Here is an 18377-nt window from a genome sequence, read left to right as displayed (position 1 = left end):
GTCTATTCGATGCATCAATGAGGCGATTTCTCGGAAGGCTTCTCGATCGACAAACCTTCGACATGCCGCTTGCTCATCAACTTGCGTTTCTTCCTGTGCTCCACGGATTCGAAGACGATATCCATATCGTAGTCATCACCTGGATACAAGAGCTTCTTCTCGATGTAGCGGCGAACCCTCTTGCGGTTAATCGTCAGCTTTTCCTTCTGTACCTGCACGATCATATTCCCCCGCTCATCGGGTAGTCGATACACAACTCCAGATTTACGCAATTGCGGAATATACACGACATCTCCGATTTCCCAGCTCACAAATGCACCTTGAGCCTCTTTTGTCGACTTGTACTTTGATGCAGTTGTTCGCAACTTCTGGCCTCTCGGGGATTCTGTTTGCTTGCTGCTGTTTCTAGGAAAGGCTGGAATTACAGCGGTACTTTCGCCCGACTTCAAGCTGCTTGCAATCGTTTTTGCCCGGTCGATGATCGCTTCGGAGATACCTAATTTACTTGCGATGACGAATGCATAACTATTGCCCGCTTCCCCCATATCCAGTCGGTACAGCGGTCGCAGGGTTTCTTCGTCGAACGCCATCCGCGCATTTTGGAATCCGGGCGTCACTCTGGCATATTCCTTAATTTCATTAAAATGCGTTGTCGCCATAATAACCGAGCCTCTGCGATACAACTCCTCCAGTACAGCAATGGACAGACCGACGCCCTCGCCGGGATCCGTTCCCGTCGCCAGCTCATCGAGCAGCACCAGTGTAGATGAACCCGCATGCGTTAAAATATCAATCACATTGCGCAGATGCGAGGAAAATGTGCTGAGCGAGGAATCCAAGCTTTGATCATCGCCGATATCGACCTCAACCGCCTGGAAGACCGCCAAGCAGCTTCCTTCGGCTGCCGGAATAAGCAAGCCGGACTGGGCCATTAACGTCAGTAAACCCACCGTTTTAAGCGCAACGGTTTTACCGCCCGTATTCGGACCTGTTATGAGCAAAGCTTTATATTCATCTCCTATCTGAATATTCAAAGGGATAGGCTTAACCGTCAGCAAGGGATGCCTGGCGTCACGCAAATCTATGCAGCGATTCTCGTTCAGTATGGGTGCGATTCCTTCAATAAAAAGCCCCCACTTCGCCTTAGCAAATAGGAAGTCGTAGTGACCGACGGTTTCAAGGTTTATGTTTAGCTCATAGGCATAAGACTCTACCTCTGAGGAAAGCTGAGCTAATATTTGCGTTTCTTCCTTTGTTTCCTCCGCTCTTAATGCGCTTAAATCCATCTGTAAGCCTGCAAGCTCAGAAGGCTCGACAAACACCGTTTGTCCGCTTGCGGATTCATCGAGCACCGTACCCGGAATCCGCTTACGGTATTCCTTCTTGACCGGCAGCACGTATCTTCCGCCCCGTTGGCTGATCAGCCGTTCTTGCAAAATATCCGCATGACGGGACAGCATGCCCTCTAATCGTTTCTGTAATCTTTCTTCGGCGGTTCGGATTTTTTTGCGGATTTTGTGTAATTCCGTGCTCGCCGTATCCACTATGCGTCCCCGATCGATGCAAGCTTCGATCGCATCTCTGAGCGGCTTTAGATCATGCATGGATGCGGCATAAGCCGCTACGTCTGGAGCCTCCGCTTTCTTGGAGGACATGTACTGTCTTAATTGCTCGCAGCTGCGAGCGAACTGGGCAACGTAGCTGAAATCCTGCTCCGCCATCACATATCCTGTGCCGAGCAGAGTCATAATGGCCTCCATTCCTTCCAAGGAAGGAAGCGGAGCAGAGCCTCCCTTGGCGAGCAAACGACCTGCTTCTTGTGTCTCCGCTAATCTGCGGGAAATGATCTGACGATCATGAAGCGGTTGGAGCGATTCGATATGACCTCGTCCGAGGTAAGTGGTTGCATATTTCATCAATGTGTCGATAACGCGGTTATATTCAAGCTTGTTCATTGAATGTTGTCTCAAGGGTAAAACCTCCTAATGGGTTGTGAGAATAAAAAATAGGCTGCAAGAGCGCCATCGGCGCAAGCTCGCAGCCTGTCGGAAGCATTTCCGGAGAGAGCGCAAACAAGGAGATACATCCTTTTTTGCACAAAAAAAACCGTACCCTGAATGAGCACGGCTGATCTCCCCGAAAAGGTTCTTCGTAAGGGGCGGTCTTCACCGGTTCTTCACTGGTCATCAGAGCCGCTTCAGGAGATACAAGGAAATAAACCATCCTATAGACGGTTTCTATCCCTTGCCATATCCTATTCGCAGCTTATGAGATGAATCAGTTCAGAACCGATACCAACATACAAATTTGCCCCTTAAAATTCATTTGAGCTAATCATAAAACAGACGCACAGCAACGTCAAGCCTAGACTCATCCTGTTACACGATCAAATAGGGACACGACCAATTTGATTCCGTTGCGTGATAAATCATGCAGTACCTCCGCGGTTTTGCCGGATAATCGATCTACAATCGGCTTACGGTCATCGCGCGGAATTCCGTACTCCTCCTCGTCCCAATCATAATAAGGCGTATCATCAACGGGGCTCTGCGTCGCTCTGGATTGTCTTTCCTCTTGTACGGGCTCCTGTGTCGGAAGAGTCCATTCCTCATTCTCTGACGTGTCTCCACGCTCGGTTGCCGGGCTCGTCGTACTCCAAGGTCCATTCACATCCTCGATCCCTTTGGAGGAAAGCTCCATTCCGTACAAGACCGCAAACGCTACGATCCCCGCAAAAACAAGCAATTTTATTGTACTCCGACGCATATGAATCCCCCTCTAAAATTATTTTTCCGCGCTCACTTTGACCGCTTCCTCATTCTCCCAATACAATTCTGCGATAACCTTCGCGAGCACATCCGCTGTCCGATAGCTTTCCTCGAGCGTATTGTCGACACCGCCGATTTCCAGGAGAACGCTGTCCGGCGCTATGGATTGGTTATATTCTCCATTCCCGCTAGCTGCTGTTTTCCCCCATACCCCTCGCGATAATCCCGGGTAGTCCTTCTCAAGCCGTTCGTGAATTTGATTCGCGAAATCTTCATTTTCCCGCCAATTTGGATTGCGATGTCCGATAATGAAATAAACCTGAGCATAATCCTTCGCATTAATGGTGGCCGTCGTTTTCTTGCGTCGCTGCGAATCGCGATGAATATCGAAGAAAAATTTCAATTGCTTGTTGCTTGCCAACGCTTGGCGAACCGTCTGTAATGAATATTTATAGGAATAATTCCAATTATAGCCCTGAACAGTAGTGGGATAATCCTTCGAGGAATGTGTGCTCCCTACGCCCAGCGAATCCAATTGCTTCGCTAAATGTTTGCCGACAAGAGTAATATTTACGCTATCGGAGTTCGGGTCCTTCTTATCCGACTTAAGCTCGGGATACCAAGACTCCCGGTTATGGGAATGATAGATGAAAACCACCTTCCGTCCTTCCGTTGTTTGTTGATCTGCATTGTCAGGTAAATGGTCCCCATTAGCGGCAGAATCCGGCGTCGGCGTTGCTTGAGCCGGATCCTGTTCGTCTCCTTGGATCTCAATCGGATCGGGCAGGCCAGTAATATCTGAGAATCCGCCACCCTGCTGCATTCCCTCTTCGTCAAGAGGACCGTGATCCTCCGGAGCATCCGGATTTCCTGAGCCAGGACGCAGCAGAACCGAGTGGTCCCTCGGCATTCCGGGCATCTCCAAAGCTAGTAAACTCTTAGGATCATCCGGGTTTATATCCGTTAAGAACCGGAGCAGGAATGAAGCCATCCGGACCGTCTGAAAAGGCGACCCTTCAACGGGAGCCATATGTGGAAGCTCCATCCCTAGCAGCGATTGAAAAAATTGCCCAGATACAGAAGCGGCGAAGCCTTTCATCGATTGCACGGGTGAGGCAGCCAAGGATTTCTGGAGCATTCCCCCGAGTCCTAATAAAACAAACAGCACCATCGAACATACGCTTAATATAAAATAAGCTCGGCCTGTAATCAGAATCCGCCGCCATTTGGCTTTCAATTGAGACCAATTCAGCGATACGACAGTACGTTTCATCACTCATCCTCCCCGGAGCCTCCAGCCTGCAGAGCCTTCCTTCTCTCATTTTCTAAAGGTATAGAAGCATATGAGAGAATCGAAAATGATAGAACCAACGGTTTAGAGAGGTTCATAGAGTGAGTGATTAAAAAACCGGCCCGCTGATCGCTTGGCCGGTTTTCGTGCATATCGACTTAATATTTAGAAAGCTAGTGTGTATAAGCCGCTACATTATGTGTATCGACAGCCTCATGAAGCGATGCGTTAAGGCCGCTTGCGATGATATTGGCAATGTCCTCCATAAACTTGTCTACTTCCTTCGGGGTTACCAGCAGGTCATGGCCAAGCGGCTGGAGCACTTCCTTCACCAGCATCAATCGCTGATTTTCCTCCATCGTTCCGAAAACGCCGAACAAAGATCCTGTCTCGGGAGTATGTTTCTTCATATGGGCGAAAACTAAATCCATCGTGTTGTTGACGATGGTTGATGCGTATACCACGGTGGGAACTCCTATTGCAATACAAGGAACCCCGAGTACTTCTTGGGTAAGCCCTTTGCGTTTATTGCCTACGCCTGAGCCGGGGTGAATTCCTGTATCCGCGATCTGTATCGTCGTATTCACTCGTTCCAAGGATTTTGCAGCCAATGCATCCACAGCGATAACGAGATCAGGCTTTGCTTTATCTACAATTCCATGTACGATATCGCTCGATTCGATCCCCGTCGTTCCGAGCACACCCGGTGCGACAGCACTAACTCTCCGATAACCAGGACTCACCTGATCGGGCATTAATTCGAAATAATGCCTTGTCACCATCACATTCTCGACGACAAGCGGCCCTAATGCATCTGGTGTAACATTCCAATTCCCCAGACCTACGATCAGCACGCTGCTTGTCTCATTGATTCCGACTCGTTTCAAGAACGCCTCGAATTCACGAGCGAACGAGGTGGCGACCTTATCCTGAAGCTCGGTGTCTCCTTGGCGAAGCTCAGGAACCTCCAGCGTCACATAATGGCCGATCATCTTACCAATTTTCTGTGCGCCTTCTTCCGTTTGGATGTGCATACGAGATATGTTTATTCCATCGTCGTTATTATCCACCTCAGACCAAACACCAGCTATTTCCCCCGTAGCTCCAGACAATTGCGTCGCGATCTCTTTGGCTTCCAATGCTAAATCCGTCCGTACATTGTACATTGACAAATCATTATCCATTAGGTGATAGACAGCCCCTTTCGTATGCGGATTAAGATGGGAAGTTAGCTTGCTTTTTACCCCCTTGCATGATAGAATGTTACAAGTTGTGTGGAGAAATACTTCTGTTTTTGCTTGGAGGTGAAAAGAATGCCAAACATCAAATCCGCCATTAAACGTACCAAAACGAACGAAGCTCGTCGTCAGCGTAACGCTTCTCATAAATCTGCTCTTCGTACGGCTGTTAAACAAGCCGATCAAGCGGTAGTTGGAACAGACGTTGCTGCTGCGAAAGCAGCACTAGGCGTAGCTCAGAAGAAATTGGATAAAGCGGCAACTAAAGGCCTCATTCACAAAAATGCAGCTGCCCGCAAAAAATCCCGTCTAGCCAAAAAAATCAACGCATTGTCCGCACAAGCGTAAGCTCGTGCCTGATGCATATGCGACCGCCTTGTCCCGCTGACATAGCGGTCAGGAAAAAAGCCATCCTAATGCAGGTTTACCTGTTTAGGATGGCTTTTTTTGTTGGTTTTGATGTACTCATTCCACGCTGTAGTTTGCAAAAGTCGAACAAAAAGATTAACTTGCCCCCGCTGACCCTGTCTTCATTAAGAAGAGCTCAAGACCTAGAGCTTTGTCAATGCGGCCAGTCTTCATGGCAAAGTCTAGATCGGCTAACTCGGACAGTAAGGCGGCCAGTCGCTCCGGACTGAACTTGCGTGCTTGCTCGCCTGTTATCTTAACAGCATAAGGATGCAGACCGAGCTGAGAAGCCATCTGCTGCGGAGAGTAGCCTTGGGAGCTAAGCTCTTTAACATAGAGCATATTGCGAAATTGGCGGACCAGTAGAGCCATAAGCTTAATTGGTTCTTCCCTCTGCTTAAGTAAATCGTAATAGAGGTTTAACACTTCTGCAGTCCGTAATGCTGCAAGCTCCTCCGTCAATTTGAATACATTCTGCTCTGTCGCCATAGGTACTAACGCGACAACCGATTCGCTTGACACAGTACCGCCTGCACCAGCGTGCAAGCATAGCTTGTCTACTTCGGCCGCTAATGCATTCATGTCTGTTCCTATGCGTCGCAAGAGCTCCTCTGCGGTCTGCTTGTCGATCGAACGCCCTTGGCTCCCCACACGTTTCAGTAACCACTGTAGAAGCTCCTCGGATTGCAGGGGAGTGAAAGAGATTACGAAATCACTTGATTTAGCGGTTTTGACAAGCTTCTTGCGTTCATCCAGCTTCTCGTGGGGTACGATAAAGACGAGCACTGTGGTCTCAGAGGGCTGTCCTATGTAGGTTAACAGACGCTCCGGTCGATGCTCGACACGGCTAGATTCTTTACCTGAAGCGAATAAGACGCTGTCCCGGACGAGAACGATTTTGCTGGGGACCAGAAAAGGAAGGGTCTCCGCCTCTTCGATAATGCTGTCGATAGGAGTTTCTCCGGTATCGAAGCGCACGATTGCCATCTCTCGATGCTCAGGCTCTACAAGCTGCTCGAGCAAACGTTCAATAAACTCGTTCATAATATAGGCTTCAGTTCCATAACAAATATATATTGGGGAAATGCTGCCTTGCTTGATATGACGAAAAGCTTGTTTGACTTCCATTTCGTTCCCCCAACTCTCATATGGATGACAAATAACAAAGAGATCACACCATTAGGTTTGGCGCGATCCCTCTGTCCTCGGACATCTATATCAACGTTCGCCGGCCGGCCCATGGTACCGTGCGCGAACGACCGCGACGAAAGTCCGAAGACGATCGCCAACTCCTTCTGTACACTATACGCTAAACGATCATAAATGGTGACAGAGGAGTCAGCGAACGGATTCAACTACATTTAATATGTCGAACACATAGCGGGTCTGCCGACCTTCTGCATCCGTATGAGTATAATACAGCAGCGTACTATCTTCATTCCAGCTCAGCAGGCTGATCTGGCCCTCCCTAAGCTCGGAGTGAAACCACTCGCTTTCGTCTTCTGTTTTATACACCTGTATGATACCTGAGCCTTGGACAGCGATAGCTCTCCACTTCTCATCAGGTGATACGGAAGCTTCGGTAGAGACTGGTTGCTTAGATGTGAGTGAAGTCGAACTCTCGGTCACTGAAGAATCAGGGTTCTCAGTGGACGTGATGCCACGACTCTCTTGCTCTCCGCTCCCGCTGGCAGAATCGTTCTTGTCTATTCCCTCGCCGAACTGATCTTTCGCTGAAAACTCTTCTGCAGGTGCGTAACTCGTAGCATCGGACACATCAGGTTCATTGGCCTGGTTTCCCGTACCATCGGCTGCTTCGCTATTTTTCATCATATCAGAGGATTCTGCTGTGTCTGAAATCTTAGCTTTTGCCGAAAATTCGGTTACATTCTCCATCTGAGCTGCCATTGGAGCAGGTGCCGCTTCATCATTGCTTACTCCACCGGTAAATGACCAGTTCTGAGGCTGGCTGAAGATCAGAAGCCCTGCGATAACGCCAGCAGCTACGACACCTGATATTTTACGGATCACATCACGTCTAGGGCGATTTGATCTGGTTAGAGTCGCAGGCGCCGTATCGGTTACAATCTCCTCGCTGTGTAAGCCCTCTGATTGCTCAGAATGGAGCCGATCCAATTCCGGAAGAATAGCGTCTACGAGACTATACCTGGGAACAACTCGCGGCAATTGCTCCAGCTCACTGGATAATCGTTGCAATCTACCTAGCATGGCAGCACAATCCGGGCAATGACCAACATGATCCATCATGAGCGACGTTTCTTGTTGATTCAAATCGCCGTCAATGTAACGCTGCATGAATTCCATCACCTCTTGGCAAATCATCCCCGGACACCACCTTTCTGATAATCATGAAGTAGAATTTGCAATTGCTGTCGGGCTCTGAATAAATACGATTTAACAGTGTTAAGCGGTAAATTTAAGGCGTCAGCAATCTCATTATAAGAGAAATCTTGCAAATAACGGAGTACGACAACCGTTCGATGATGCTCCGGCAGCTTGCCGATCGCTTCGCGAATTTCCTCAGCAGCGTATGCGGAAAGAACCTCGGTTTCTACATTATCCCCCGCATGGAAAACCATATCATGCTCATCTATAGAGACGGAGGGTTTTTTGCGCCGAAATTTATCAATACATATATTCGTTACGATCCGCTGCACCCACGTGCGAAATTGAGCTTTTTCCTCGTATGAATTAATTTTCGTATAAATTCGTATGAGTGCATCTTGCGATGCATCCAAAGCATCCTGCTCATTGTTTAATAGATAATAAGCAGTGCGATAGACATGTTTCTCAATATCGCGGAGCAGCGCAACGAGTGCTTCCCGGTCGCCCGCTTGCGCGGCTTTGATCAGAGCCGGCTCCACCACAGAAGATCCTCCTCCCCTGCATCCTCTCAGACGTTGTTATCTGCATAAAGGTTGCAATCCCCCAGAGGGATTTTTCGGCATTATTTTCTTTCTAACTTTTAGTCTAGCAAAAATGTTCTAAAACGCATAATGTTTTATGTTGGATGAACGGAACCAAATGGGATTACGTACTGTCTAATAGGTTGGAGGTGAACCTATGGGTTCTGAATATTTGAAGCACGTGGATTCCATCGATGACTCGGAGCTAACTCTGCTTATGGATCAATACGGCGACGATGTCTGGAAATATGCTTATTTTCTGACCAAGAACAGAGAACAAGCCAAAGATATCGCACAAGAAGTGTTTATTAAAGCACATTACAAAATCCATACGTTCAGAGGTCAGTCTTCCATCAAAACCTGGCTGCTCACCATTACTAGAAATATATCCTTGAACTATTTATCCTCCAGTTATTTTCGAAAGGTGCTATTATTCGGATCTGTCAAATCCAGACAATCGGCCCCGTCTGCAGAGGCGGATTATGTGGATAAGCAATCCGCCGACGAAGTTTGGAGCATCATCATGAAGCTCTCGAACAAGCTTCGCGAAGTACTCATTCTGGATTTGGAGTACGACCTGACCATTCAAGAAACAGCTCAAATGCTGAACCTTCCAGCAGGCACAGTTAAATCAAGGCTTCATCGCGCCCGCATGGAAGTAGAGAACCAATTGAAGAGGTGGGAAAAATGAATCAACCTAAACCGGATTGGTATGAACAAGCCAAGGGCGGCCCTTTTGCAAAACCGTTATTTACTGAAGAGATGAAGCAAGAAGTTAACAGACAGGTAATGGAGGAACGGCCTCGTAAAAGGAATTTTGCGATGTGGACCGCAGCGTTAACAATTGGCGTTTGTCTAACCGGACTATTGCTGTTTATTTATCCGAATATTAATAGTCCGGCGCCAGCGCCAGCCTCACCTGAGCCGTCGCTAAACTTGGAAAGTCCTTCACCTGTACCACCTGAGAGCACTCAAACGCCGGAAACTCAAGTTCCCGAGCTTGATGAACAAATCCGGCTGGTTTACGAGAACCCGCTCGATTTCCCGGGAGCTTATCCGGTGGACTTAAGGAGGGTTGAAGCGACTCGAATACCCAAAGCTTCTGTTATCGTGAAACGAACCATTGAAGCTGAAGGCGATCTTGGTAATTATTTTATTTATGTTAAAAATGAAGGTGATTCCCAGCTGTATTCCGGCATGGAAATACTTACGGGCGGCGTGGGCACCCTGCCAACCAGTGATATTTATGAACTCGGTCCTGCAGGCGAGCTGCCCTATCTGGATGATATCGAGGTTAGAGGGAGCTATATCTTCGGCGAATTTTATATTCGGATCTACGGCGTTTGCGGGGCAAATTGCGTAACGAATGACTGGATTCACTTCGAAGAAGGTCTGCCCGGCGTTCCAATAAGAGACTTTCAGCTTAATACTCACATTCAGGAAGTCGATATCGACGAGGATGGGATTTCCGAGGTTATTGCGACGATCTCCTCTACGATCGGAGAAGTAGGCATCTTCAAAAAAATAAACGGACAGATTAGATTTGTCGATCTTAACAAAGCGTTTCAAGCCGAGCATCCCTATTCCGTTATTTACGACCACAACCGGAAGATTTTCTCGGCAATCTTCCCTAATCTGAAACGAATGTATCAGTATAAAAAAGGCGAAGACGTTATGGAGCTCATCCAAAATGCAGAAGGCGGGAAAGATCCGCTCATCATCGGCGGTTTGTATGACGGAACGGATTCTATACAATTACAAGTTGGGAAAGCTTCCTTAGAGGCAAATTGGTTCAAAGTCCCTTACAAGGACTTCGGTCTTTACCTGCCTTCCTCCATCAAGGAGGTCAAATTCGAGGATGGGTCCGAATATGAGGCGGAAAACGGCATGGGAATCATCCAATTTAGGGATGCTGATGAATCAACGTTGCCTTACTTACGGAAAGAATCCGATCTCGCGCAGTATTCCGAATATGTAGGCACTGAATTCTGGGGAGATGACAAATCCATCCGTTACGACTACTTCCTGTACGAGCACGATGAGGAACGTAGAACCTATATCGCAATCCGCTATAAGACAAAGGATACAGAACAAATACGTCCGTTGTTCCTCTCCGTCGTCGCGAATATTCGCTACGCCCCCGATAATTGATCCTTCGACCCGCTGATTTCCGGAATCAGCGGGTTATCCTTATACTGGGTATTGCGGCGTCCAGCCTAATACCGTTTCCAGCATGATTTTCAAATTTTTCGCGTGATTTATTTCCGGCTTGGCCCTTGTCAGCTTGAATTCTTCCTCGATGTACCGGATATAATCGCTGCGCAGCCGCTCCAGCTGATCCTCCGTTAATGCGTACAAGAAGTGGTGAACATATTCATATGAAAAATACCCTTCCATGCTCTCCAGGAATGTATGCGGTGACTGCTGATACCACTCCTTGGCAAAAGCCTTCAAGGCATCCGTGCTCGTATCGTCACCTCCTGACATCGCATAAAGTCGGTCGGCCGAGATGAGGTTTCGGTAACTAACGGCATTCCCCTCAGGGTATGTATTCGCCAGGGCATAAAATTGCAGAAGTTTATCCAAGATTTCAACATATAACTCCGATACCGCTGGCTTGGCATGAAACTGACAGCTTACCGCAGCATGTGCGATATCCTTCAATAATTGGAGTGCGTCTTCCGCTTCCTTTTTGCTGGGCGTACCTGCAAAAAACACTCCCTGGTTTCCCGCACGAATCTCCGCTCGGTCTATCGCATCGTGGAGCTCATCCTCAAACCGTTCCTTGCTGTAAGGTGCCCACTGCTTGAAGTGATCCATCAACTCCGTATTTATACCGAACTCCCTGCGGATGACGGGACTGAGGTGAATTCCGCCGTTACCGCTAACCTGCATAAATATTTCGTGCAGCAATTTTTCCAACGATTTGGCTTTTTTCACGGCTTTTATGATCTCGTCGGGAACGAAATATATGGCTGCAGCCTCTTTTTGCTCGAGCTCGACTACAAACTGCCTCAGTTCTGATAGCAACGCTTCATGCATCTTCATTCACCCTTTCTTGATGAAATTACTTTTGCTTTACAGTCACAGTCGTTTTTTGACCAAGCACTTTAATTTGCCATAATCCTTGGGTGTCAAATTGCAGGACCCCCCAGTAGTGTGTAATCGGCGTCATGTTACCCGCTTCATTGAAAGACCCGCTTTTACGGAATGTGATGTTATGTTGTAAATCCGCGCTGCCAACTGGTGAAACACTAACTTCGATCGTTTCATCATCCCTAGTGCCTGGAACAACCAGGACTGTCCCGATCTGCCCAGTAACTGCATCGTCCTTGGAGAGTAGAAAGCGGGTTGTATCTGTTTGTATATACTCGTCTTTAACCGGCACAACGATGGAGCCGTACCGCTTATCATTGATATCTATATCTATCCGCCAAATACCTTTTTGAGGAAACGGATGAAACGTAGTTACAGCATGTGCATCGGCACCATGAAAAGCTCCTTGGAGTGTCACGGTATTTAGTAAAAAGGATGAACCCGACTGCAAATTGACAGCTGTGGCTGTTAATGTCGATTGTATTAGTCGATCAGATTCTCCCCAAGCATACCAAAAAATCTTTGCTACCGTTTCTTTTGAGTTCGCAATTATATCTGTGTGTTCCGTAAATGCTATTTTTCCCTTGACGCCTCTTAATTGCTGTGAATAAATAACGGTGCCATCTTTACTCACATGATCGAACTTCGGACTGATTTCCCAAGTTTGAGAACGACTCGTGATCGGGAAAACTCCCTGAAACCAATCCCCTTGTTTCGCTTTTTCAACGATTAAAGGTGTAAACGGAAGTGCCCCAATGAATACAATAACGGTCATAAACAGCAGGACATTTCCTAACAAATGATATCTGTTATGCGTTCTACCTGCTTTAACAACCCTTTCCCGCAAAGAGTTCAAAATGGTTCGACTCGCTTCCGCTGAAAGCTCTTTTTTTGGCATAGCCTTTAGCAACTCAACGACGTCATGCTCTTTCTGCAACATGTTCCACACCACCTTCAATCTTGTCATAATGATCGCGCAGTTTTTTTAATGCACGATGCAACGTTACGTTAACTTTAGGTATAGACCAGTGAAGAATGTCTGCCGTCTCAGCAGCCGTGAAATCACCCATTACCCGTAATAAGAGAACTTCCCTATAGCTGCGCTTCAATTTTTTCATAATCGAATAGATGGATGCCAAATCCTCACGCATGAATATCAATTCATCAAACGTCTTATCAGAGATTCTTATCTCCTTCGATAAGCGAATCGTCAACAGCCCAGCAAGCTTATGTTTCCGTTCATGATCCATTGCTACCCGGCGCGCAATTGCAAACAGCCATGTTTTCGGACTGGATCGTCCTTCGTACCGATAGAATCCTTTCAAAGCTTTGATAAAAACATCCTGAACAAGATCTTCTACGTTGTTATCCCCTAGATAATAGACCAAAAAATGATGAACATCCGATCCATATGCACAAAACCACTCCTCAATCTTAGAGTACCGCTCCATTCTCACACCCCGCTTATCTTCTCTAAGTAATTAGACGTGGATATGATCAATAAATTACACTATTGTAAATTTTATTTTACCAGACACGCACATCTTTATTCTCCACTCGGGAATACAGAGTTCTACGAGCCATCGTTCCATCCGCAGAAATACGGTATTGGATCTCTCCGTCCAGATCGGTACGCAGGATAGCGCTTCCTAAAGCAAATAATCTTTGCATAACAGTTGGATGAGGATGTCCGTATAGGTTATTAAGGCCGGCTGAAATGACAGTTTCTTGCGGCTGCCAATAGTTAAGCCAGGCTTGCGTCGTGGAAGTTTTGCTGCCGTGATGGCCAGCTTTTAATACATCGATGTGCCTTTGCATCGTCTCGCCTGCATTGATTTGTGCCTCTACGACGGCTTGCTCTCCCTTCGATTCCAGATCGCCCGGAAGCAAAAATAGACGTTCATATATGGTAATCAGTAGAACAATGCTCCGTTCATTCTGATCACTTGAAACCTTTATCATGTCGCTCTCACCGGTCAGATCCTCCGCAGGATAAAGGGCGCTGAGCGTTGTCGATTGGTCGACCTCCCATTCCATGGGAGCATGAACGGCATAAAAAGGAATGCCCTTATCCAATGCCAGCTGGAACATGTTATTAGATGCCGGAGCATCCTTCACAGTACCGTTGAAAAGTATTGCACGAACCGGAATTTGATCAATAACTGCTCGAGCACCTCCCATATGATCTGCATCTAAATGAGTAAGCACGAGAGCATCTAGATCACGGACTCCCCGCTTAAGCAGCAAAGGAACTAACAGCTTGCGCCCTATCTCGTAGGGATCCCGTCGCTCTCGCCACTCCTCGCCTGGTTTACGGAAATTAATGGTACCCCCGGTATCGATGAGGATATGTTTCCCTTTTCCGGTGCGGATCAGAATACAGTCTCCTTGGCCCACATTAATAAAAGAAACTGTCGCACTTCTGTCCAGTATCGCCAGCTGATAACCCCAAATTAGCCAACCCAAACCTATAACGGCAATTGAGAGCTTAAGAATACGAGATTTTCTCTTATTCTCATCCGATTGCGCAGGCACATAAACGAGGGGTGCTGTCATTTCGCCCAGTCCAATTGTTAGACTCGCATCAGCTGATTGGCTAATCCACCATTCCCGGTCTTTCTTCTCGACTATTCTTCTTTTTAACAAAACGATACCCGCACCCATTAGCATATAGGCGATGATCACCCACAACAAGGAAGTCTGAGGCCATACCGTTCTTAACTCTTCGAATCGGCTAAGCCTCTCTACAATCGCAAAGGTGAAGTGGTTTCCCATTGTGGCAAGCTTTGCTGGGATGATTCCCAACGGTAACCATATGGCCCCCATTGCAATAGAAGCCATTCCTAACGGCATAACTATAAAGCTGATGAAGGGCACGAGAAGTAAATTGGCAGGCAGGGACAGCAAATGAACGGAATGGAAATAATACGCTGTCAGAGGAAATGAAACCACCTGTGCTGTCAACGTGACTGCAATGGCTCCCCTCAGCCATTTCCATCGAAAGGGCAGCGACTCTGTCACCGTCGGGACGAAAAGCAGCAAACCGGCAGTCACGATAAACGATAGCTGGAAGCTGACATCGGCAATGAGAGAAGGATTCCATATAAGCATAAGCAGAGCCGCAGCGGACAGAAGATGAAGTCCATCCTTCAAAGCGTGACGACGTGCTAACCAAAGCGCTAGCATAGCCATAAGACAGGCCCGAACAGCTGAAGGAGAAGCGCCCGTGATCATCATGTATATAGGCATCAACGCTATTGTCATGTCTAAGGTACGCTCTCTCGTTAACCTCATCCATGCCCCGAATTGCAGGAGGAGAAATACGATAACCCCTACATGAAGCCCGGAGATCGCGAGCACATGCGTTAATCCCAGCCTTGCGAAATCATCGAATTGCTCCGGATTTAAATCGGATCGAATACCCACAACCAAGCCTTTCATATATCCGGAATCCCCATGAGGGTACATTCGGTCCATCAATGCGCCGATCGCCCTCCGGAAGTCATCCAGAACCCGAAGGCATTTCATCCTCAGGTCTATTTTTTCTTGTATATGGGTAACAGAATTCGTTCCTTTAACATTTAGCTGCCAATGGATTCCCTGCTTCTTCAAATAACTCCGATAGTCAAAGGCTCCGAAATTACCCGCATCACCTGGCTGCTTCATCTCTCCCTTCAGTTGGACGGTATCTCCTCTTTTCCACATGTTTGCAGTCTGCTGCTCTGATTCCTCTGCAAGCTTCACTCTTATGACTACTGTATCGCTCATTGACTGCTTTGGAGCCGTCTGCGAGAGCTGAATCTCTTGGGCCTTTAGGCGAAACATTACCAAATCTCCATCTACCTCAACATCCGAGGAAATATAACCTCTTAATGTAACCTCATTTCCAATAGCCGCTTCGTTAGCGGGAATGTCTGATATATTACCTCGTTCTATCCATAGACGTTCTCCGCTTGAAAGTAACAAAGCTAAAACGCAGACGAGCAGCAGCTTCCAATTTACTGTGTATAACAAACCTGTGCCTACGAGCAGAAGCAACAATGAGACCATGGCTAGAGCGGCATCTAATCCCTGAAATAAAGACAGAATGGAAACCCCCATCACCCAGCAGCAAGTAACGGCGACAAGCGGCCTTCTTTCCATGCTCGATCTCTCTCCTTTCAGACAAAAAAGAACCTCCTTACCGATTTAGGCCGGTAAGGAGGTTCTTCCTCCGTTAGCTATTTTTGTCCATCACTTCGGTATCCGCAGGTGGAACATAATTCTCGATCTGACGGAACAGTATTCCTCTTCGGCTCATGAGGGTCGCTACTTTCCCGTGATCCTTCGGATAAGGGCGATTATATACAATTTCCACTATACCGCTATTCGCGAGCATGTTCGCACACGTCCAGCAGGGCTGATCTGTAACGTATACAATCGAGCCCTCTCGATCGACCCGATCCGTGAACAGAAGCAGATTCTGTTCAGCATGAATGGTGCGGATACACCTCTGTTTCTTGATCATCACGGTTGATTCGTCATTTGCGGGAGCGGATTCATATTCTTCCACAATCATACAGCCCGCTTCAGAGCAATCCTGAACGCCCATCGGGGCTCCATTGTATGCTGTACCCAGAAGTTTCTTCCCTTGCACGAGAACCGTACCGACATGGCGGCGCGGACAGCGTGATCGGGTTGAGACCATAAAAGCGATATCCATAAAATACGTATCCCAGTCTTTGCGCAGGGATGTCATCATCCATAACCTCCGAGATTAGAGCTAGCTAATCGCCAATAAGTGAATTATTGCATTCATTATTCATTTTCTCATATTTTCTCCCAATGTAAAAGAAAAGTATGGCGGCAAATTCATTCTGGTTTGGAGACGCGGATAAGCGTTGATATACGATCAAGCATTTTTGGGCCAATCCCCTTTACTTCTAATAATTGCTTCACACTGCTGAACCCGCTTTTCTGTTGCCGGTAAGAAATAATCGCTTGGGCTTTGGATGGTCCGATACCCGGTAACGTTTCCAACTCAGCTTGCGTCGCATGATTCAGATCGATTATTGCGGAATTGCTATCCGGCTGTTCTGAAGCGATAGGGATAGTTAATTTAGGAGAGGTTGTTGCCTCGGACTTAGGCTCAACTTTAGATTCGGATAAGCTTGGAGAAGTGTCTTGATGAGAAGTTTGGGTTGGGTTAGCTGTACTAACACTTGGCTTTGTGTTGGGGTCTTTGGTGGATTGGTTTGTGTCGGTGTCTTCGGTTGTTTTCATCGTTTCCAGCGCTTTCTTCAAAGAAGAGTTAACTGGCACCCATTCCGACATTGTTGCATTTGATTTGTTGTGAAATAGAGCATAGGCGAGAAGTATCCCTCCGATAGTTAACATGCCGACAATCAAAAGCTTTTGAGTAAAAAACACATTTTTTTCCGTCATCGATACCACTCCTATTTTTTTAAATAAAAAACCGGTATGTCGGCCAACCTCTTGCTCATAGGATGAAAAGAAGATCACTTGCAAAGTGGAGGGATACAAAGATGAAGATCGGCTTCATCGGCGCGGGTAGCATGGGGAGCCTGCTAATAGGGGCATTCATACGCGCTGGCGTCATGCACCCAGACAATATCGTTGTCAGCTCCCGAACACCCTCCAAGCCGTCCATTCTAGCGCAACAATATCCAGGCCTGCAAATTGCTGCAAACAATAAGCAAGCAGCGATCGGGACGGACTATTTGTTTTTGTGCGTAAAGCCATTGGATTTTCGAGGAGTGTTGAATGAAATTGCCCCTGCTCTAAATCAAAACCAAATTGTCATTTCTGTAACTAGCCCTGTAAAGATAAGTTCTTTGGAAGAGATTCTACCTTGTAAAGTCGTTAAAATAATACCAAGCGTCGTGAATGCCGTCGGGAGCGGAGCATCCTTGTTCATGTGGGGTACAAGGCTAACGAATGAAGACCGAACCGCATTGTGGAATATGTTCTCCTCTATAAGCAAACCAATCGAAATATTGGAGGAGGAAGTACGGGTCGCCTCAGATATATCTAGCTGCGGACCAGCTTTTCTCGCCAATCTGCTGGAACAGTTTATAGAAGCGGCAGTCATGTCCACGGGTATGGAACGGGAAATCGCTACTGAGCTTGCCTGTGAAATGATGCTTGGAACAGCACGACTCATGCTAGAGCATCCCTGTACACCGAGCGAGCTGCAGGCCAAGGTCTCTGTTCCCGGCGGTATAACCGCAGCTGCTCTAGAAGTTTTGCGCAAATCGACCCGCGGTGCTTTCCTGCAAGTTATCTACACAACACACGAGAAATTCGCGGAGGATCTAGACCGAGTCGACTCCTCCTTATTCCCCCGGGAGCGAACCTAGAGCGAGGGCGGACTTAGCAATAGGCTAAACCGCTCTTTTTCGTTTGCTCTCGAAAGCCACTGAGACTGCCGCGCAGTTTCGCTTCTGCAAACTACAGCTCTCGAAAGCCACTGAGACTGCCGCGCAGTTTCGCTTCTGCAAACTACAGCCCTCGACAGTCGCTGAAATGGAGTTCTGTCAAGAAAGTAGACACAAACTTATGCGGCCTGCTGCTGCTCGTAGTACCTCTTTTCGCATAAATGCGGGGTTAAGTAACCAATGGAAGAATGAATGCGGATTCGATTGTATTC

17 protein-coding genes are annotated in these 18377 nt (G+C 47.4%); 4 read left to right on the top strand and 13 right to left on the bottom strand.

Annotated features, from left to right (window positions below; genetic code table 11):
• Positions 1–14: 14 nt before the first annotated feature.
• The 4 genes from ACESLK_RS04375 to gpr form a co-directional block, all read right to left on the bottom strand.
• On the bottom strand, positions 15–1970 hold the full coding sequence (locus ACESLK_RS04375) for an endonuclease MutS2 (protein ID WP_372662820.1): 1956 nt from the start codon (positions 1968–1970) through the stop codon (positions 15–17).
• A gap of 400 nt (positions 1971–2370) precedes the next feature.
• Complete coding sequence (locus tag ACESLK_RS04370; protein WP_372662818.1) at positions 2371–2766, bottom strand: hypothetical protein; 396 nt, start codon at positions 2764–2766, stop codon at positions 2371–2373.
• A gap of 18 nt (positions 2767–2784) precedes the next feature.
• Positions 2785–4041, bottom strand: coding sequence for a stage II sporulation protein P (locus ACESLK_RS04365; RefSeq protein ID WP_372662815.1), 1257 nt, complete (start codon positions 4039–4041; stop codon positions 2785–2787).
• A 191-nt stretch (positions 4042–4232) separates the two neighbouring features.
• Positions 4233–5243: a GPR endopeptidase gene (gpr, locus tag ACESLK_RS04360; RefSeq protein ID WP_372662812.1), complete on the bottom strand. Its 1011-nt coding sequence runs from the start codon at positions 5241–5243 to the stop codon at positions 4233–4235.
• Positions 5244–5372: 129 nt separating this feature from the next.
• On the opposite strand from gpr, the gene rpsT reads away from it, so the two are divergent.
• On the top strand, positions 5373–5645 hold the full coding sequence (rpsT, locus tag ACESLK_RS04355; RefSeq protein WP_372662809.1) for a 30S ribosomal protein S20: 273 nt from the start codon (positions 5373–5375) through the stop codon (positions 5643–5645).
• A 156-nt stretch (positions 5646–5801) separates the two neighbouring features.
• Here the strand turns inward: rpsT and holA are convergent, their stop codons facing one another.
• The 3 genes from holA to ACESLK_RS04340 form a co-directional block, all read right to left on the bottom strand.
• A complete protein-coding gene (holA, locus tag ACESLK_RS04350) occupies positions 5802–6833 on the bottom strand; it encodes a DNA polymerase III subunit delta (RefSeq protein ID WP_372662807.1) in 1032 nt (343 codons plus the stop codon).
• A gap of 210 nt (positions 6834–7043) precedes the next feature.
• Positions 7044–8048, bottom strand: a complete 1005-nt coding sequence (locus ACESLK_RS04345) for an anti-sigma factor family protein (RefSeq protein ID WP_372662804.1) — start codon at positions 8046–8048, stop codon at positions 7044–7046.
• Positions 8045–8593, bottom strand: coding sequence for an RNA polymerase sigma factor (locus tag ACESLK_RS04340; RefSeq protein ID WP_372662801.1), 549 nt, complete (start codon positions 8591–8593; stop codon positions 8045–8047). Before ACESLK_RS04340 ends, ACESLK_RS04345 begins: the two co-directional genes overlap by 4 nt.
• A 196-nt stretch (positions 8594–8789) precedes the next feature.
• On the opposite strand from ACESLK_RS04340, the gene ACESLK_RS04335 reads away from it, so the two are divergent.
• On the top strand, positions 8790–9323 hold the full coding sequence (locus ACESLK_RS04335; protein WP_372662798.1) for an RNA polymerase sigma factor: 534 nt from the start codon (positions 8790–8792) through the stop codon (positions 9321–9323).
• Positions 9320–10783: a hypothetical protein gene (locus ACESLK_RS04330; protein ID WP_372662795.1), complete on the top strand. Its 1464-nt coding sequence runs from the start codon at positions 9320–9322 to the stop codon at positions 10781–10783. Before ACESLK_RS04335 ends, ACESLK_RS04330 begins: the two co-directional genes overlap by 4 nt.
• A gap of 39 nt (positions 10784–10822) precedes the next feature.
• Here ACESLK_RS04330 and ACESLK_RS04325 read toward each other — a convergent pair whose 3' ends face one another.
• The 6 genes from ACESLK_RS04325 to ACESLK_RS04300 all read right to left on the bottom strand — a co-directional run bounded on the left by ACESLK_RS04325 (position 10823) and on the right by ACESLK_RS04300 (position 17152).
• The gene (locus ACESLK_RS04325) at positions 10823–11674 is read right to left on the bottom strand and encodes a hypothetical protein (RefSeq protein WP_372662792.1); all 852 of its coding nucleotides are present in this window, start codon (positions 11672–11674) and stop codon (positions 10823–10825) included.
• Positions 11675–11699: 25 nt separating this feature from the next.
• On the bottom strand, positions 11700–12668 hold the full coding sequence (locus ACESLK_RS04320; RefSeq protein WP_372662788.1) for a hypothetical protein: 969 nt from the start codon (positions 12666–12668) through the stop codon (positions 11700–11702).
• A complete protein-coding gene (locus ACESLK_RS04315) occupies positions 12649–13179 on the bottom strand; it encodes an RNA polymerase sigma factor (protein ID WP_372662785.1) in 531 nt (176 codons plus the stop codon). Before ACESLK_RS04315 ends, ACESLK_RS04320 begins: the two co-directional genes overlap by 20 nt.
• 76 nt (positions 13180–13255) lie before the next feature.
• Positions 13256–15871: a DNA internalization-related competence protein ComEC/Rec2 gene (locus tag ACESLK_RS04310; RefSeq protein WP_372662782.1), complete on the bottom strand. Its 2616-nt coding sequence runs from the start codon at positions 15869–15871 to the stop codon at positions 13256–13258.
• A 73-nt stretch (positions 15872–15944) separates the two neighbouring features.
• Positions 15945–16469 (bottom strand): deoxycytidylate deaminase, encoded by a 525-nt coding sequence (locus ACESLK_RS04305; RefSeq protein ID WP_372662779.1) that lies wholly within the window; start codon positions 16467–16469, stop codon positions 15945–15947.
• A 110-nt stretch (positions 16470–16579) separates the two neighbouring features.
• Positions 16580–17152, bottom strand: coding sequence for a ComEA family DNA-binding protein (locus tag ACESLK_RS04300; protein ID WP_372662776.1), 573 nt, complete (start codon positions 17150–17152; stop codon positions 16580–16582).
• Between the two features lie 101 nt (positions 17153–17253).
• Here ACESLK_RS04300 and comER point away from each other — a divergent pair, with 101 nt between their 5' ends.
• Positions 17254–18087, top strand: a complete 834-nt coding sequence (gene comER / locus ACESLK_RS04295) for a late competence protein ComER (RefSeq protein ID WP_372662772.1) — start codon at positions 17254–17256, stop codon at positions 18085–18087.
• Positions 18088–18377: the final 290 nt, after the last annotated feature.

This window comes from Cohnella sp., from assembly GCF_041640265.1.
Classification (GTDB): Bacteria; Bacillota; Bacilli; order Paenibacillales; family Paenibacillaceae; genus Cohnella.
The sequence above is the reverse complement of the archived record's forward strand: the minus strand, read 5'-3'. Positions and strand labels throughout refer to the sequence as shown.